This is a genomic window from Mycobacterium sp. (assembly GCF_049281135.1).
In the GTDB taxonomy this organism is placed as follows: Bacteria; Actinomycetota; Actinomycetes; order Mycobacteriales; family Mycobacteriaceae; genus Mycobacterium.
The window spans coordinates 1-15310 of record NZ_JBAPRN010000074.1 but is presented as its reverse complement, the minus strand read 5'-3'; the positions used below and the strand labels follow the sequence as shown (position 1 = coordinate 15310).

Here is a 15310-nt window from a genome sequence, read left to right as displayed (position 1 = left end):
CTCCAGCACCAGCACCCGTGCGCCGGCGGCGGCGGCGCTGACCGCCGCGCACCCACCCCCGATGCCAAAGCCGAGCACCACAACGTCGACGTCATCCGACCACGACGTGACGTCGTCGGCGCTCAATGTTGTCGGGATGTCAGTCGTACTCATTGGCGCTGCTCCTGCTTGATGTAGTCGAAGAACTGCCGCATTTCGGCGGAGAAATGCGCGATCTCCAGAAACGGAACCCCGTATTGCGGGGCTGACAGATAGGCGAACCGGAGGCCGCCGGGCATCACACCCTGTTGTGGCACCGTGGCCCCTTGCTCGACGGCTGAAGCCAGCGCGGCATCGAAGTCCTCGAGGGTGTCGGCCTCGACGCAGATGTGGTGCAGACCCGGCCCGCTGTCCCGCAGAAAGTCACTATAGATATTAGGGCCGCGGACCGGTCCGATCAGTTCGAGCTGCATGTCGCCGAGGTAGCTCAGCGAGATGGTGGCGACGAAATCGGCTGGGCTGCCGAGGTAGCTGCAGGTGTCCGGCGCGAAGTGGACGTCGGGCAGTCGCACCCACTTCTTGACGCCTAACAGCCCGGTGAGAGCCGTTTCCGTGGCATTCACGTCGTTCGTTACCCAGGCGACTTGGACCGGTGATCCGAATGAGAGGCTCATCGCATCGCAGAATATCCCAGCGTCCGCATCGGCAGAAACCACTGGAAATGATGTTGCCACCGGGAGGCGTTTGCGGCGCACCGAGTTCGCCCTGAACACGTTCTAATTCGTCGTCGCGACCCCGAACGGCTGCGCGCCGACATCGGACTGGTTGAGTACCCCGACCAACAGTCGCATCTGAGTATCGAACACCGTCAGCGGGTCGCTCAGCGTGTCGACGCGGTACTGCCCGAACACTTCGAGGCTGATCGCGCCCACTACGCCGGCCCAGATCACGAAGCATTTGGCGATGACGGAATCGTCGCCGGGAAATCCGAACTCCTGCCGGAGTCGTTCGAAGTCTGACGATATCGGTTGTGGTGCAGGCTGATTGGTCAGCGTGATGTCGCCGGTTGCGATACCGGCGGCCACTGCGTCGAACAGCGCGCCGACTACCCGCGTGCCGGGGCCGATCGTTCGGTCGGCCGGTGCGTGGTAGCCGGGTACCGGGCTGCCATACAGCAGCGCCCAGCTGGCTGGGTGTGCGATCGCCCATTCGCGGGCCGCATGCGCGATCGCGACCACGTCATCGCTCCACACCTCCGACATGACGTCGCGGGCGCGATCTACTGCGTCCGCGAGCGCGGAATAACCGTCGACCAGCAACAACGTCAGCAACTCGTCGCGGCTGGAGACGTATCGGTACACCGCCGACGACACCATGCCCAGGTCGCGGGCGATGGCGCGCAGCGATAACCCGGCCGCACCGTGCTCCACCAAATGGCGTCGGCCCAGCTCGATGATCTGCGCTTCGATGCGCTCACGAGAGTCGCGACGCTTCGCCATCTGCCCATTTTGGCACGCCAGAGAACAGTGCTCTTGTTTTTCCACCCCCCGGTGTGTCATGGTCATTCGTAATGAGAGCAGTGCTCTCAAATGGACCTCCGGAAAGGATGCAACATGTCGGTGCGTTACGACGAGCCCCACGCCGCGGCCAAAGCCGCCAATACGCTGATCCGCTGGCTGGCCGAGATCGGGATCAGCATCGCCGGGCTGAGACCCGATTCCAGCGACGAGCAGGTGCGCACAGCGGCGCCGTCGATACCGGTTTTCGCGCTGGCTGACCTCGGCTGAACCTAGATAGCCGGACCGCCGACGCCAACGTCCTGGCGGATCTGCTGGGTGGTGGACTGCCAGGAGACGGCGGCCGGGAATCCGCCCCACACGCTGTTGAAGATGCCTACCATCCGGGCCGGGCCGGGGCCGTTGGTGAGATAGACCGGGCCGCCGGAGTCGCCTTGCTGGCTGATGGCGCCATGCCCCATCGTGAACCAGCCGTTGTTGACGCTTTCGACGGTTCCGCAGCTCTCGCCGGTGACCACGCCGAAATGGCAGATGGGTTCGCCGGGTGTGACGATCAGCCCTGGATCCGACGCCAGTACGCGCCCACCCGGAAGGATGTTGTTCACTGCCACGTCGGGCGCCAGCACGATCGATTCGTAGTCGTCGACTTGCTGGTCAGTCTTGACCACCGCGCCGTTCGGTGTGTTGTCGCGGAACGTCGCGAGGTTGCCGATGACCTTGTTGTCCTTGTCGAACACCGGGCCGTCGCCCCGGCAATGGCCTGCAGTGAACGCCACCCGCATCGCGGGGTCGACATAACCCAGGGTGCACAGGTGTGGGCCCTGGTGGATTTCCATCCCGGGAAAAACCAGAACCGGATCGGCGCTAGCGCTGGCGGGCAAGCCGGTGGCCGCCAGCATGGCGGTAACGGTCGCGCCGAACGCGTGGATTGCCGAACGGCGCACCGTCGACTCCGATCCGTCGAGGCCGGAGCTGCACCGGCCGGCATTTGGCTACCTAACAAACATTAGGCGAGATGATGCCGCAGAGCAGATCGGCTGGGAGCGCATCGGCCGAATTACGGGCCGACGCGCTCCCCCTCGTGATCAAGGAATAGTCAGCACCTGTCCCGGCTGGATCAGGTCCGGGTTGGCGATGCCACTGGCATCGGCGATGATCTGGTACTTGTTGCCGTCGCCGTAGAACCGCTCGGAGATGGCCCACAACGTGTCGCCGGACTCGACGGTGTATGTGCGCGCGGCTTCGGGCTCAGGCTCGGAGGCAGCGGCCTCCGCGACAGCCGGCTCTTCGGCTGCCGGCGCCGCGGCTTCGGGCTCGGGAGGCGGCGGAGCGTCGGTTTCGGTCTTGGTCGACCACGCCGACCCGTCGGCGGAGTACAGCACCAGATTGCGGTCGTCCTGCAAGACGAGACGCACGTTCTTCTTGCCCTTGGTGTCGGTGTGCCACACCGGCTTGTCGGCGGTGTAGAGGACGAAGTTGCCGTCGCTCTGAACCTCGGCGCGAACGACATCCTCTCCGTTGGTCCCCGACGCCCAGATCGCGTGACCGCGCGCTGCCAGGACCAGGTTCCCGTCGTCTTGCAACGTCAGGGTGTAGGCCCCGTTGCTCGAGGTAAGCGATTCACCTTTGACAAGTTTTTGTCCCTCGGTGAGCGTGTCTCCCACTGCATTCCTCCTCGTCGTCGCGGCCTGGCGGATACCGGCCTCGCCGTTGAACTTACTGATCTTGGCTAAGCCATGGGGGCTTTCGGCTCGCCGTAATAAAAACGCCGGATGAACAAGGGCTCACCGAGGTTCCGGCAACTACCGCGACGACGTCAGCGGAGCGGCGGCGGCATCGGGTCGCGTGACCGATGCAGGCAGCCAGCCCGGAGGTCCGAAGACATAGCCGAGCCGGTCGCGAAGACGCGTCGCCGACCGGAAATCTCTGGCTATAGAAAGGTATTCGTGGGTCTGCAGCTTCCAGACGTTGAAAGTATTCACCTGTTTGGTCAGGCCGTAGTGTGGACGGAATGTCTCCTGCCGGAAGGTGCCGAACAGCCGATCCCACACGATGAAAATGCCGCCATAGTTCTTGTCGAGGTATTCAGCGTCCATGCCGTGATGCACGCGGTGATGAGAGGGCGTGTTGAAGACGAATTCGAAAGGCGCCCACATTCTGCCGATCCGTTCGGTGTGCACCCAGAATTGGTAGATCAGGTTGACCGAGAAGCTGCAGAAAACCATCCATGGCGGAATGCCCAACAGCGGCAGCGGAATCCACATCAGGATCTCGCCGCTGTTGTTCCACTTCTGGCGCAGCGCGGTGGCGAAATTGAAGTACTGGCTGGAGTGGTGGGCCTGATGGGTGGCCCACATCAGCCGAATCCGGTGCGCGCTGCGGTGATAGCAGTAATAGAGAAAGTCGACACCGAGGATCGCGATTACCCAGGTGTACCAACGCGTCGACGGCAGGTGCCAGGGAGCCAGGTAGGCGTAGATCGCGGCGTAGCCGAGCACGGCGATGAATTTCCAGCCCGCAGTGGTGGCCACCGAAATGAGCCCCATCCGAATGCTGGCCCACGAGTCGGCGCTCAGATACGCACCCGAATCCGGGCGTGCCGATTGCTGACCGGCGCCGGTCTCGTGCGTGTTGGTCTCCCGCTCGATGCGTTCGAGTTTGCGGGCCGCCGTCCACTCCAGAACCAGCAGCAAGAGAAAAAACGGAATCGCGAACAACACCGGGTCTCGCATCTGCTCCGGCAGAACGGAGAGAAAACCGGCGATCGCATTCACGTCTGACAGTTTATGACGTCGGTGACCTGTGGTTGAAGTCCGGCCAGGCTAGTCCGCGAGCGGTGCACGTGGCATCGGGTCGTCCTGGTCGCCGGCATACCAGTGCACGGCCTGAACGCCCTCCTGCAGCGACAAGTCCGCCACCAGCTCCTCCAGGCGGGCCGGGGCGTGCCTGTCGCTGAGCAGGTACGCGGTCAAGGCGACGCTGTCCTCCCCCGCGCGCCCGGTGTGGATGCCGCGCAGCACGAAGTCGCCCCCGCTGGTGTGCTGGACAATCTGTGCGCGCGCGTACTTTTCGGACTTCCGCCGGCAGATCAACTGCACTTGGTACGGCTGATCGTCCTCGTCCTCCTCCACCACGTTGTCGCGGTCGATCAGGTGGCCCAGCGGTCGCCCGAGCAGGTGAATTGCGAGGATGGCGCCGGTGGCGATCAAGGCGAACAGGAAATGCCCGCCTGCCGCCAGCACCCCGACCGCGGCCGAGCACCACAGGGTGGCGGCTGTGTTGAGTCCGTGCACATTGAATCCCTCGCGCAGGATCACGCCACCGCCGAGGAAGCCGACGCCGGACACCACATACGACGCCACCCTGGTCGGGCTGGTGTCGTTGGTCACGACGGCGTAGAGCACGAACAACGTCGCACCGGTGGCCACCAGCGCGTTGGTGCGCAGTCCAGCCCTTCGCGCCTGCCATTGCCGCTCAATGCCGATGAGGGCACCGCAGCCGAGCCCGACCCCCAACCGCAGCGCAAATTCAGCGATAGTCAGTGTTTGCATGACGCCGCTCTCCTTTCCTCCGAACTGCGGTAACTATCCAGTGTGGACGACGTTGCGCGAGATTGGTGCGTTACCACGCCGGTAGGGTGATCCGCTCCTCTCGGCGGCGCGAACGGGTTCAGGCGCTTCCGAGTTGGATAGCTTTGACTACCAACAGGATCGCTCCGATCACGAGGTATCCGCGTAACGCCAGCATGCCTACTCGCGTGCCGACGGACCAGGTAACCGGCTTGAGCAGGGCCAGGGGCGACATTCGCCACGACTCCCGATCGGCTCGTGCCAGTGCATCGGAGAGCTGTTCGAGCACTGGTGGTCTCGGTCGCTGTCGTACCCTCCACCACAGCACGGCGAGAGTGGCTCCGCCGCCAACCGTGAAGGTCATGCAGAGGCCGACGGAGATCGAGACGATGTCGAAGTTGGGAAACATGGTCGTGGCCATCAGGATTCCGGACAGCAGCAGCAGGCCGCTCACGATGATGCCGGCAAATGCGTTGAGCCACGGTCGATTCACCCAGGGGCCCAAGACTTCCCGGTCATTGCACAGCAACAGCAGGAATACGCTGGCGCTTGGCAGAAGCAGTCCGGCCAGCGCCTGCACACCGGTGGTGATCAAACCCAATGGGGCGCTGGGGATCAGGACAATCGCTGCCGCGATGATGACCATAACGGTGTAGGACAAGTAGAACGGCTTCGCGTCGGCGAAGCCCCGGTGCAGTGAATGCTTGAGGCCGAATACGTCGCCGAATGCGTAGCTACTCGCCAGGGTGACCGCTGCTGCCCCGACGATGGAGGCGTCGAGAAGCACGATGGCGAAGACCGATCCGAGCGCCGAGCTGTGCCGGCCCAACAGGTGCGCCAGTACGCCGGCGTCGACGAAACTTCCGCGGCTGTTGGTGGCGCGTGCGGCCCAGTCGCCGGTCATCATCAAAGCGGCCGCGCCGATCACGACGACGAAGGCCCCCAAGGTGGTGTCGATTCGCTCGTAGCCGATGAAGCGCGGCGTGATGCGCTTGTCGACGACGTTGGATTGCTGAAAGAACAACTGCCATGGCGCCACCGTGGTGCCGACGATGGCGATGATCAGCAGCACCGCATCGGAAGTGAAGCCGCCGGCCACGCCCGGTGTGACAAAGGATTTCGCCGCGTGTCCCCAGTACGGGTGCGACATCATCAGCATCGGAATCTGCAGCAGGGTGATCGTGATGAAAACCAGCATCGCGCGCTCCCAGCGCCGGAAGCTGCCGGTGGCCATGATGGCGATCAGCGCGATCGCGGCGAACGGGACCACCACGTATCGGGGTATGCCGATGTAATCGGCGGCCAGCGTGATGCCGATGAATTCCGTTATCAGAGTGAGGAAATTCAGCAGGAACAGATCGCCGACGGAAAACCAGCCCCAGCCCCGGCCGAACCGTTCGTTGATCAACCGCGCATGGCCGACGCCGGTGACGGCACCGAGTCGGACCACCATTTCCTGGTTGACCACGAGCACCGGGATCAACAGCAGCAGCACCCACAGCAAGCTGTACCCGTAGTTCTGCCCGGCCTGCACATAGGTTGCTACGCCGCCTGCGTCATTGTCGCCGACCATCACGATGAGGCCAGGCCCGACGATCGCCAGCAGAGTGGCGAGTCGCGTTTTGAGCGTGCGCGGACGATCGTTGTCGCTCAATCTGATCCGGCCCAGTGCGCCCTCGATGTCGCCAACGTGGGCGCTGTCCAGCACTGCGGTGCGTGACGGGGCGTCGATGCTCTCGCGGTCTAACGTGGTCATGGTGGGTAACCTTCCTTGGCGCGCCAATCGGTTGGTCGTGGCAGATGTGCGGCAATACGGCTGCCGGCCAAGGTGTTAGGTCCAGCTGTAGCCGACGGTGGAGTCGTCAGTTATAAAGCGTGATGGCATATCTTTCTCCAATCCTTCGAAATATGTTGTGGTGTTTGGCTATAGCTGACTTCGCTATCCCACGTTCGCCCATGACGGGACCATCGGTGGGCGGATGAGGAAACGGTTGTCCACGATGCCGGTTGTTGCTCCGGCCCGGGCGCCCATTGCGGCACCCGCCGGGGCGACGCCCGGCACACCGGTCGCGACCTCAGGCGGCAAGGCCAACGGGCTGCGGTCCAAGGCCGAGGCGGGGGGCGACGGCGCCGACGGAGCCACCGCAGACCAGCTCGGCGGCACCGACAGCGGTCCGAGTGCGGCTGCCTTGCCCACATCGGCCGACACCCCGCCGTCGAGGCCCCCGAACCCGCCCAGGCTTCCCAGCGGGGAGGCAAGCCCACCGGCGGCGGCACCGAGGCCGTCGCTCGCGGCCGCCCCCGCGGCGTTTCCAGCCGCACTACCTGCTTGGCCGCCGATCAGGCTCGTGAAGGCACCCAATGTGTTGCCCGGCGTGTAAAACCCCGAAGAAAATATGGTGTTCCAGATGTTCGCGTCGGGCCCCCACTCGCTCCAGAAGCTGTCCAGGGTGGAGTTTCCGGAGGACCCCCCGGTCAGCAGATTCCAGATGCCACTTAGCCCCGAGGTCGATGACGTCACCGAAGACGACGTCGCCGATGCAGGGGATGCCAATCCCTGCAACGTGTTTGGCAGGGTAGTCACCAGCTGAGACAGCGACTGGCTGCCCGTGCCGGCCGAGGCGGCGGTGGCCTGCGCGACCGAGCCCGACTGGCCGGCCAGCGCACCCGCATTGGTGTTCTCTGCCGGCCCGCCTAACGGTGTCAGCTGGGTGGCCGCCGCCGACGAGTCCGCGTAGCCGTACATTGCCGCGGCGTCTTGGGCCCACATTTCGGCGTAGTGCACCTCGGTGGCCGCGATTGCCGGGGTGTTTTGCCCCACCAAGTTGGTCGCGACCAGCCGTGCGAGCTGAGCGCGGTTAGCGGCGATCACCGGTGGAGGAACCGTCGCAGAAAACGCGGCTTCATACCCCGCCGCGGCTGCCTTGACCTGGTTCGCGGCCTGCTCAGCCTGAGCGGCAGTGGCGTTCATCCATGCCGCATAGGGCGCGGCCGCGGCCGCCATCGATGCCGACGCGGGACCGCGCCATCCATCGCTGGTCAGCCCCGCGACGACCGAACTGTAGGAGGCCGCCTGCGAACGCAAGTCAGCAGCTAAACCTTCCCAACCGGCCGCAGCGGTAATCATCGACCCTGAGCCCGGGCCGGCGTACATGCGGGTGGAGTTGACCTCCGGTGGCATTGCTCCGAAATCCAGCGTGATAGTCATCACCGCACTCCTTCATGAAACTGGCCGTAATTAAGCGGCCTCGATCAAGTCGTTGCGATCGCGTTGGCGGCCTCGGCGGTCGCGTACGAATCGGCGCTGGCACCCAAAGTGCGCACAAACATCTCGTGAACAGCCGCCGCCTGGGCGCCCACTGCCTGATACATCGCGGCGTAGGCGCCGAATTGTGTTGCCGTCAAGGCAGATACCTCGTCCGCAGCGGCCGGCACAACCCCCGTCGTCGGGGCGGCGGCCGCCGCATTCTGGGCGGTCATCACCTCGCCGATACCGAGCAGCTGGCTCGCTGCTGAAGCCATTAATTCTGGCTGTGTGGTCACGAAAGACATCGGAATTCTCCTTTTGCAAAGCAGCGTGAACCCACGACACAGGCATGTCATTGCACGACGGGTTCACACGCACACAAGGACGGCGTGTGCGTGTTAATCGAAGCGGCGCAAGCCGTTTCAGACAGAAGAGATGTTGCCGGGGTCGGATCCGTACGAAATGGTCATCGGTCTCGGATACGGACTGTCGCTCGGACTCACTTCGCCTCACCTCCTCGCGGCCGAGGCACACAGGGGTGCCTGCACGGTGCACACGGGACGAGGCGGACCCGGCGGATGAGCCGGTCGCCGCACCCCTCTCGACAGAGCTTTGGCACTGCACGGCGTATCCGGAGATTCCGGAAGCCACTTGGGCTCAACCCTTAAGCCGGGAGGAGCTGTCCTGACCCTGGGCGTCTTTCGACGTTCGAGGTCAGTGGCCTGTATCCGTGCAGACGCCTCACCTAGCGAGGTGCTTGCAAGATCCATAGTTCCACCGAATTCGGAGGGAGTCAACTTAGCGCGTGGGCACGGGTCGGGTAAACGCCCACTTCCGGAATGTGGCCGCTCATTGAGATCCGTTGCGGCTGTTCATGAATCATGATGGCAAGCACCGAGGGCGCCCCCGGCGGCGGCGGTGCCAACATCGGTATCTGGATAGAACTGCGTCGCGCGTGAAGGTCACGGTCTCGTTCCTGTCTGCTATCCGGCTGCCGGTGGATGGGCGACGACGGTGGGGCGGAACCCGTAACGGGGAGCGGCAAAGCCGTAACCGCGGGTGCCGAGGCTGCCCGGCGGTATGGCAGGTATGCCGGGCATCCCCGCTGTCCCGGACACCTCCTCGAGCCCCGCTCCCGGGGGAATCGCCCAGCCTTCCGCGGCGGCGGGCAGCGCGCCAACGGGTTGCGCCGCGGGAGCGGTTGTGGCCCAACTTTGCGGCACCGACACCTTGGCGACCAGGGTGGCGCGACCCATCTCAGCCGAGACCAGTCCGGGTGAGCCCAATGAACTGATCGCCGGGGCGACGTGACCTACGGTGCTCATCGCGGCGGGCGCGGTGGCCGACGAGAACAGGGCCGGGTTGAAGCCGCCGGTGGCCTGACCCGCTACCGCCAGGAACCCGATGTCACCGAACGCACTCGTCACCGCCGGGCTGATGCTGGCCGGATTGAACCAGTTGCCCGAGAGGAACCCATTTGAGAGTCCAGAGGCAAAAAAGGTTCCAGCCGCCGAGTCAGTCGATCCGTCCAACACATTCAGCAGACCCGCGATCCCCGTGGTCGCCGTATTCGACCCAGGCGCAAAGGGATTGACCGAGGCTGCCGACAGCGGTGATGCGAGTTGATTCAAGGTGTTTGGAAGGGTAGAGACCACCTGTGTCAGGGTCGACTGCGCACCGGTGCCCGCCGAGCTGGCCGTCGCTTGAGCTACCGCTCCCCCTTGGCTCGCCGCTGCGGCCGGACTGGTGGTCTGCGGCGGCGAACTGAACGGAGTCACCGTCGCCGCGGCGGCCGAAGAGCCCGCGTAGCCGTACATCGCCGCAGCATCCTGCGCCCACATCTCGCCGTACAGGGCCTCGGTGACCGCGATCGCAGGGGTGTTCTGGCCCAGCACATTTGTCGCGACCAGGGCGGCCAACTGGGCGCGGTTGGCGGCGACGGCCGCCGGTGGAACCGTCATCGCAAACGCAGCCTCAAAGGCTGCTGCTGCCGCCTGCGCTTGGCTGGCGGTCTGCTCGGCTTGCGCGGCAGCTGAACTCATCCACGAGGCATAGTGAGTGGCTGCCGCCGCCATTGACGCTGAAGCCGGGCCCCGCCAGGGACCCTCGGTCAGTTCGGCGATCACCGCGGTATGACCAGACGCCGCAGAACCGAGCTCGGCGGCGAGGCCATCCCACGCTGATGCGGCAGCCAGCATCGGACCCGAACCGGGGCCGGCGTAGATGCGAGAGGAATTGATTTCTGGTGGCAAAATTCCGTAATCCATTGCAGCTGAACCCCTTAATCCGCGGGAATCGCGGTGGACTGAGCGCCGGCGAACATGTCCGGCTGTGTCGTCAGTAAAGACATGGACTAACTCCGTCAGGAAAAGTCCGACCCGGAAACGGGCGTCGACTCGCGAGCTGCGGCGGGGCGCCCCCGACTGCTCCATGCAAACTGGAGTTTCGTTATGGCGCAATCCAATTCAGTTGGAGGAGTCGCTGCGATCCCGGATCGGAACCAAAAGGTCATCGATCTCGGATATGTGTGTGCTGGGCCCCACCTCCTCCGCCCGTGCACCAACGCGGAGGTCGAAGAGAGGAGCATTGCCCGTCGCGAAAAGGTCGGAGAGCACCCCTCTCGCCGGAGCTTTGGCACTGCACGGCGTATCCGGGGATTCCGGAAGCCACTTGGGCTCAACCCTTAAGCCGGGAGGAGCTGTCCTGACCCTGGGCGTCTTTCGACGTTCGAGGTCAGTGGCCTGTATCCGTGCAGACGCCTCACCTAGCGAGGTGCATGTAACGCCTGTGTGAATTTATGCTGGCAACGCCACAGTACTGCGTCAACGCGACACTCGTCAGGATGTCGTAAAGATTGGCCGGAGCTCGGAATCAAGCCGAGTTACACCGGGTCGCTCTTCTTCTCCGCCACCGCGGCGCTGAGCGCCTCGGCGAGGTCGTCGCGGGTCAATTCCTTGAATCGGCGTAGTTGGTCGTCATTGAACTCATCGACGTCACTTGACAGCACCGCATCGAGGTCCTCGTCGTCGAGGCGGAAGCTGCGGTGATCGCGAGCCTTTTCCACCACGTTGCGGACGAATCCGGCATTACCCAACGTATCGATACCGCGGATCAAATCGCCATCTGGGGAGATCGTCTCGTCGTCATAGAATCTGGTGTAGGCGGGTAGCAGTACGTCGACGGCGTCGTCGGTGATGATGTCTTCGTTCTCCCGGCCCATCAACTGGGTCAGCGCGATGAGCTCTTTCGGGTTGTAGCTGTAGAACTCGATGACGGTGGAAAACCGGCGCCGCAGGCCCTGGTTGACCTCCAGCATCTTGTCCATTGCTTTGGCGTAGCCGGCACCGAAGACCACCAGCTCGTCGCGGTGATTCTCCATGTAGAGCAGCAAAGTGTTGATGATCGCGTTGCCGTACGCGTCGCCGGTGGAGTAGCCGCTCTCGTGCAGGTTGTGCATCTCATCGAAGAAGACCGCCCCACCACGGGCTTCCTCGAGCATCTCCTCGGTGTTCTTCTCGGCGTCAGCCATGTAGCGGCCCAACAACTTCGCGCGGCTCGTCTCCACCACCAGCGGCTTGCGCAGCACGGTCAAACCGCACAGCTGCTTGGAAAACGCCCGCGCCACAGACGTCTTGCCCGTTCCGGGAGGTCCCAGTAACAACGTGTGCCGCGACGTAACCGGAACCGGGAGGCCCATTTTCGCGCGGGCCAGGTTCACCTTTGTCGTCGACTTGATCAGCTTGATTTCCCGCTTGGCCTGGTCCATGCCGAGCATCGCGTTCAGCTCGGCATCGCCTTCGTCCAAGTACTTCTTGGCCATCTCGGAGTGACGTGCGGCCTCCGCTTGCTCGCGGGTCGGCGCGCTGTCCACGTCCCACGGATCCGTCCTGGCCTCAATCGTTTCCGGGTCGGTCAGCACCAGCCGGTAGCTGGCGTTGTCCAACGCCTCGCGTGCCGGCGTGAACTTCGCGTCGCGTGAGTAGACCCGGCGCAGGCACTCCACCGCTTCCTCTTCGCGGCCCAGGTGCCGGAAGCACATTCCCTGGGTGTACATCGCGACATTGGCCGCGCTGGGCACCCGGTCGCCCTCGATCGCTTCCTGCGCCCGGCGGGTCGCTTCTTCGAACACCCCGAGCGACGCCAACGCGGTGGTAGCCATCGCCGCGCCGGCGGCTTTCAGTTCGGGATGACGCCAGCCGGCCCCGGGCGGGAACTGGACGAGCACATCCGACCAGCGCCCCGTGCGAAAGTGCAACAGCCCGCGTACATACTTGATCAGCTCCTCATCGGAGGCATGCTTGGGCGTAATCGAATCCAACAGCTCCGCGGCCTCGGCGTACCGCTTCGCTTCGGTGAGAGCCGCGGCATAGCCGGCAGCCAGCGACTCCACACTGGTGACCGCCAGCTTCAGGAACATTCCGTCGGAGATCTCGGGCCGGAACTCCAACTCGGTTAAACCCAAGCGCCGGATCTCCCAGCCGAACGTCTTGACGGATTGCCATGCGCCGGTGAGCACCTCGATGCTCTGGTCGCCGGCCAGCAGCCGGGCCAGCCAGGCGTCGCACACCTGCGGGTCGAGACTGGTGGCCGTCGTGAACATGCGCAGGGCCACTTGCGGATTGTGGCTGGGCTGAAGCCCATTGACCGAAATCCCGGACGCAAGGAGCCCCGCGACCATCGCGTTGCGGGAGTCCGTTGCGTTGGTCTGCGGTCGAGTCATCCTCTCATCGTAAGGCTTCGGAGCCGCTCGCCTGAGGTGCGGCCACTGCGCCAACCGGGACGAGGATGTCCTCGCGGTGACCGAAGGTGCGACTCGGCATCGGCAACGGGCGGCGCGACGTCGGCGCCGGCAGGCTGGCGGCCACCGCGCCGAGTTGGCGCCCGGTCAACCGATTCAGTCCGCTGAAAGCCTCTTTACGCAGGCGTTTGTCGCTGTGGTACCGCACCCACACCGACACGTCGGCCTCGTGACCCTCCGCGATGATGCGGATCGTCATGACGGTGACGTCGGCGTCGGTGAGCCACAGCTCCTCGAGGGTCTCGCTGGTGATGTCGCCAGGTGAAACCCAGAAGCTGGTCACGAACCCGTCCGGGGTCTTCAGGTAACGCCAGAAGGGTCGAACGTGAGCCGGCTGAAGTCCGGCCAGCACCGCCTCGTCCACGTGGATGATTTCGTCAGCGGTCAGCGGCTTGGCGGCGCAGCTGCGACCGTCGAGATCGTGTGCCAGCCGCTCGGCAGCGGCAGCCAGAGTGCAGGCCACCGAATCGCGGGCGGCGACGGCGTTGACGTTGTGCTGCGGGTCCATCCGCAATACCAGCCAGGTGTTGCGCTCGTCGATCGGGCGTCGATCGCGGCCGGATCCGAAGTCGTCGCTAACGGCCGATTGAACGCCCTTGGCGCCGTTACGCGTTCCTACTGAAACGATGTCGACGCTGTCCAGACGTACATCGAACTGCCGCAACGACGTGATCACAGCCTCCAGCGGGATGGACGCCGCCAACGCGTCCCGATGGCGGTGTCGGCCCGCTTCGCCTGCGCCGTCGACGGCGATCACGGCGATCAGCTGGCCGTCGTGCTCGCGGACGCCCACCGTCTCACGGCTGAATTGGCGACGGTGATCGACCGCCGGAGTGCAACCGACAGTCAGCGCTTCGGGGTCCGCGTACCAATTCCGCACCCGGGCGATCGGCGCCGATGAAACGGGCACTCCCCCGTTGGTCAGCAGAGCGACGACGGTGATGATCACCGCCAAGCCGACACCGATCCACAAGGTGAGGTTCCGGTCGGCCTGCCAGGAATCGGGCAGGTGGCTCGCAATCACCAGCAGCGCAACGTCAATGAGGAACACCGTGGTTACCCGTGCCCACGACAGGGACAACCCGTACTCGCGTTGTGCCTTCATTCCTGTCTCCCCGTTCTTTTCATCAGGACCGCTCCGCCGAATACCAGACCGGCAAGCAGCAACGCACCACCCAAACCACCGGCGGCAACCCACACCGGCACCATGTTGCGCGGGGCAGGGGCAGGGGGAAGCTTCAGCGGCTTCGCCGAATCTTTCGGCAGGACAGAGCCATCGGGCACATCCCAGGTCAGCGCGGCAACCGGATCGACGACCCCGTACCCGATTTGGTTGTCCACTCCGCGAGCAGGTGCCCTTGCAGTGCGAATCAACCGGTTGATGATCTGATGTGACGACAGTTGCGGATATTTCGCCCGCACCAGAGCCGCAACACCGGACACAATCGCGGTGGAGAAACTGGTTCCGGACGGCACCAGCAAGGAGTTGTCCGGGCCTTCAATCGCGTTGATCAGACTGTCATCTCGCGGCGAGAGCCCGATCACGTCGGTGCCCGGAGCGGCTATCGACACCCACGGTCCCGCGACGCTCAGCTTGTCCATGGGCGTACCGGAGGAATCCACGGCGCCGACCGTCAGAACGTAGTCGCTGAACCATGACGGAGTCACCACTGTGGTCACGCCGTTCCAGTCACGAGAATCGCTGGGGTGCAACGGATCTACCAACGGGTTTTCTTTGCAGTCGCGCTGACTGGTGTCGCCCGCCGCTGCGACGATGACCGCGTCTTTGTCGACCGCCGCATAACGGACCGCGGCACCCAGGTCAGGCGCGTCGATGAGGCTGCGCGCACTCATGCACATGACCTGCGAGATGTTGATGACCTGTGCGCCCATATTGGCCGCATGCACGATCGACCGTGCCATGCTGAAGATGTAGTCCCGCTTCTGCCGAGTCTGAGGATCCTCGTCGCCGGTGTAAGCGTCCTTGAGGCCAAAAGCCTGGCTGGACTGGCGAATTGAGATCAGGTCGACGTCCGGAGCGATGCCACTGTAGGCGTCGCTCGGCGCCGGTGGCGGTGGTGGGTCCAGCGGCGCCGGCCCGGCCGGCCGCGGGTAATCCACGGAGACCACTTGACCGTGGTTGCCGCCGGGGAAGCTGGGCAGCACTGCTTTGCCGTGGCCATGGTTGGCCGCACCGGGC

Annotated in this window: 14 protein-coding genes, 1 pseudogene and 2 riboswitches; of the genes and pseudogenes, 1 reads left to right on the top strand and 14 read right to left on the bottom strand. The window is 64.4% G+C overall.

The window, feature by feature from the left end; translation table 11 throughout:
• The 3 genes and pseudogenes from WAN02_RS03085 to WAN02_RS03075 form a co-directional block, all read right to left on the bottom strand.
• Positions 1-153 (bottom strand): annotated as a pseudogene (locus WAN02_RS03085) (FAD-binding protein); the annotation flags it as partial.
• Positions 150-653 carry a VOC family protein gene (locus WAN02_RS03080; RefSeq protein ID WP_422262719.1) on the bottom strand — a complete coding sequence of 168 codons (504 nt, stop codon included), beginning with the start codon at positions 651-653 and terminating at the stop codon, positions 150-152. The pseudogene WAN02_RS03085 and the gene WAN02_RS03080, both read right to left, overlap by 4 nt.
• Before the next feature lie 102 nt (positions 654-755).
• On the bottom strand, positions 756-1478 hold the full coding sequence (locus tag WAN02_RS03075) for a TetR/AcrR family transcriptional regulator (RefSeq protein WP_422262718.1): 723 nt from the start codon (positions 1476-1478) through the stop codon (positions 756-758).
• 114 nt (positions 1479-1592) lie between these two features.
• On the opposite strand from WAN02_RS03075, the gene WAN02_RS03070 reads away from it, so the two are divergent.
• The gene (locus WAN02_RS03070; protein ID WP_422262717.1) at positions 1593-1766 is read left to right on the top strand and encodes a hypothetical protein; all 174 of its coding nucleotides are present in this window, start codon (positions 1593-1595) and stop codon (positions 1764-1766) included.
• 2 nt (positions 1767-1768) lie between these two features.
• Here WAN02_RS03070 and WAN02_RS03065 read toward each other — a convergent pair whose 3' ends face one another.
• The 11 genes from WAN02_RS03065 to mycP form a co-directional block, all read right to left on the bottom strand.
• A complete protein-coding gene (locus tag WAN02_RS03065) occupies positions 1769-2395 on the bottom strand; it encodes a hypothetical protein (protein WP_422262720.1) in 627 nt (208 codons plus the stop codon).
• Positions 2396-2581: 186 nt separating this feature from the next.
• Positions 2582-3160, bottom strand: a complete 579-nt coding sequence (locus WAN02_RS03060; protein WP_422262716.1) for a LysM peptidoglycan-binding domain-containing protein — start codon at positions 3158-3160, stop codon at positions 2582-2584.
• 138 nt (positions 3161-3298) lie between these two features.
• The gene (locus WAN02_RS03055; protein ID WP_422262715.1) at positions 3299-4270 is read right to left on the bottom strand and encodes a sterol desaturase family protein; all 972 of its coding nucleotides are present in this window, start codon (positions 4268-4270) and stop codon (positions 3299-3301) included.
• Positions 4271-4318: 48 nt separating this feature from the next.
• A complete protein-coding gene (locus WAN02_RS03050; protein WP_422262714.1) occupies positions 4319-5047 on the bottom strand; it encodes an MgtC/SapB family protein in 729 nt (242 codons plus the stop codon).
• 118 nt (positions 5048-5165) lie between these two features.
• Positions 5166-6821, bottom strand: coding sequence for an NRAMP family divalent metal transporter (locus WAN02_RS03045; RefSeq protein ID WP_422262713.1), 1656 nt, complete (start codon positions 6819-6821; stop codon positions 5166-5168).
• Positions 6822-7004: 183 nt separating this feature from the next.
• Positions 7005-8273 carry a PPE family protein gene (locus WAN02_RS03040; RefSeq protein WP_422262712.1) on the bottom strand — a complete coding sequence of 423 codons (1269 nt, stop codon included), beginning with the start codon at positions 8271-8273 and terminating at the stop codon, positions 7005-7007.
• 44 nt (positions 8274-8317) lie between these two features.
• Complete coding sequence (locus tag WAN02_RS03035) at positions 8318-8617, bottom strand: PE family protein (protein WP_422262711.1); 300 nt, start codon at positions 8615-8617, stop codon at positions 8318-8320.
• 284 nt (positions 8618-8901) lie between these two features.
• A riboswitch (M-box (ykoK) riboswitch) is annotated at positions 8902-9072 on the bottom strand.
• Positions 9073-9295: 223 nt separating this feature from the next.
• Complete coding sequence (locus tag WAN02_RS03030; protein ID WP_422262710.1) at positions 9296-10579, bottom strand: PPE family protein; 1284 nt, start codon at positions 10577-10579, stop codon at positions 9296-9298.
• A 341-nt stretch (positions 10580-10920) separates the two neighbouring features.
• Positions 10921-11091, bottom strand: a riboswitch (M-box (ykoK) riboswitch).
• 102 nt (positions 11092-11193) lie between these two features.
• Entirely contained in the window at positions 11194-13032 is a 1839-nt protein-coding gene (eccA, locus tag WAN02_RS03025; RefSeq protein ID WP_422262709.1) for a type VII secretion AAA-ATPase EccA, read from the bottom strand.
• Positions 13033-13036: 4 nt separating this feature from the next.
• Complete coding sequence (gene eccE / locus WAN02_RS03020; RefSeq protein ID WP_422262708.1) at positions 13037-14215, bottom strand: type VII secretion protein EccE; 1179 nt, start codon at positions 14213-14215, stop codon at positions 13037-13039.
• On the bottom strand, positions 14212-15310 hold a 1099-nt coding region (gene mycP, locus WAN02_RS03015), incomplete at its 5' end, for a type VII secretion-associated serine protease mycosin (RefSeq protein WP_422262707.1). The genes eccE and mycP, both read right to left, overlap by 4 nt.

Bases quoted from the DNA above. Each gene is read 5' to 3' on its own strand.
- WAN02_RS03080 (WP_422262719.1), bottom strand. From the start codon at position 653: ATGAGCCTCTCATTCGGATCACCGGTCCAAGTCGCCTGGGTAACGAAC.
- WAN02_RS03075 (WP_422262718.1), bottom strand. From the start codon at position 1,478: ATGGCGAAGCGTCGCGACTCTCGTGAGCGCATCGAAGCGCAGATCATC.
- WAN02_RS03070 (WP_422262717.1), top strand. From the start codon at position 1,593: ATGTCGGTGCGTTACGACGAGCCCCACGCCGCGGCCAAAGCCGCCAAT.
- WAN02_RS03065 (WP_422262720.1), bottom strand. From the start codon at position 2,395: ATGCTGGCGGCCACCGGCTTGCCCGCCAGCGCTAGCGCCGATCCGGTT.
- WAN02_RS03050 (WP_422262714.1), bottom strand. From the start codon at position 5,047: ATGCAAACACTGACTATCGCTGAATTTGCGCTGCGGTTGGGGGTCGGG.
- WAN02_RS03045 (WP_422262713.1), bottom strand. From the start codon at position 6,821: ATGACCACGTTAGACCGCGAGAGCATCGACGCCCCGTCACGCACCGCA.
- WAN02_RS03040 (WP_422262712.1), bottom strand. From the start codon at position 8,273: ATGACTATCACGCTGGATTTCGGAGCAATGCCACCGGAGGTCAACTCC.
- WAN02_RS03035 (WP_422262711.1), bottom strand. From the start codon at position 8,617: ATGTCTTTCGTGACCACACAGCCAGAATTAATGGCTTCAGCAGCGAGC.
- WAN02_RS03030 (WP_422262710.1), bottom strand. From the start codon at position 10,579: ATGGATTACGGAATTTTGCCACCAGAAATCAATTCCTCTCGCATCTAC.
- eccA (WP_422262709.1), bottom strand. From the start codon at position 13,032: ATGACTCGACCGCAGACCAACGCAACGGACTCCCGCAACGCGATGGTC.
- eccE (WP_422262708.1), bottom strand. From the start codon at position 14,215: ATGAAGGCACAACGCGAGTACGGGTTGTCCCTGTCGTGGGCACGGGTA.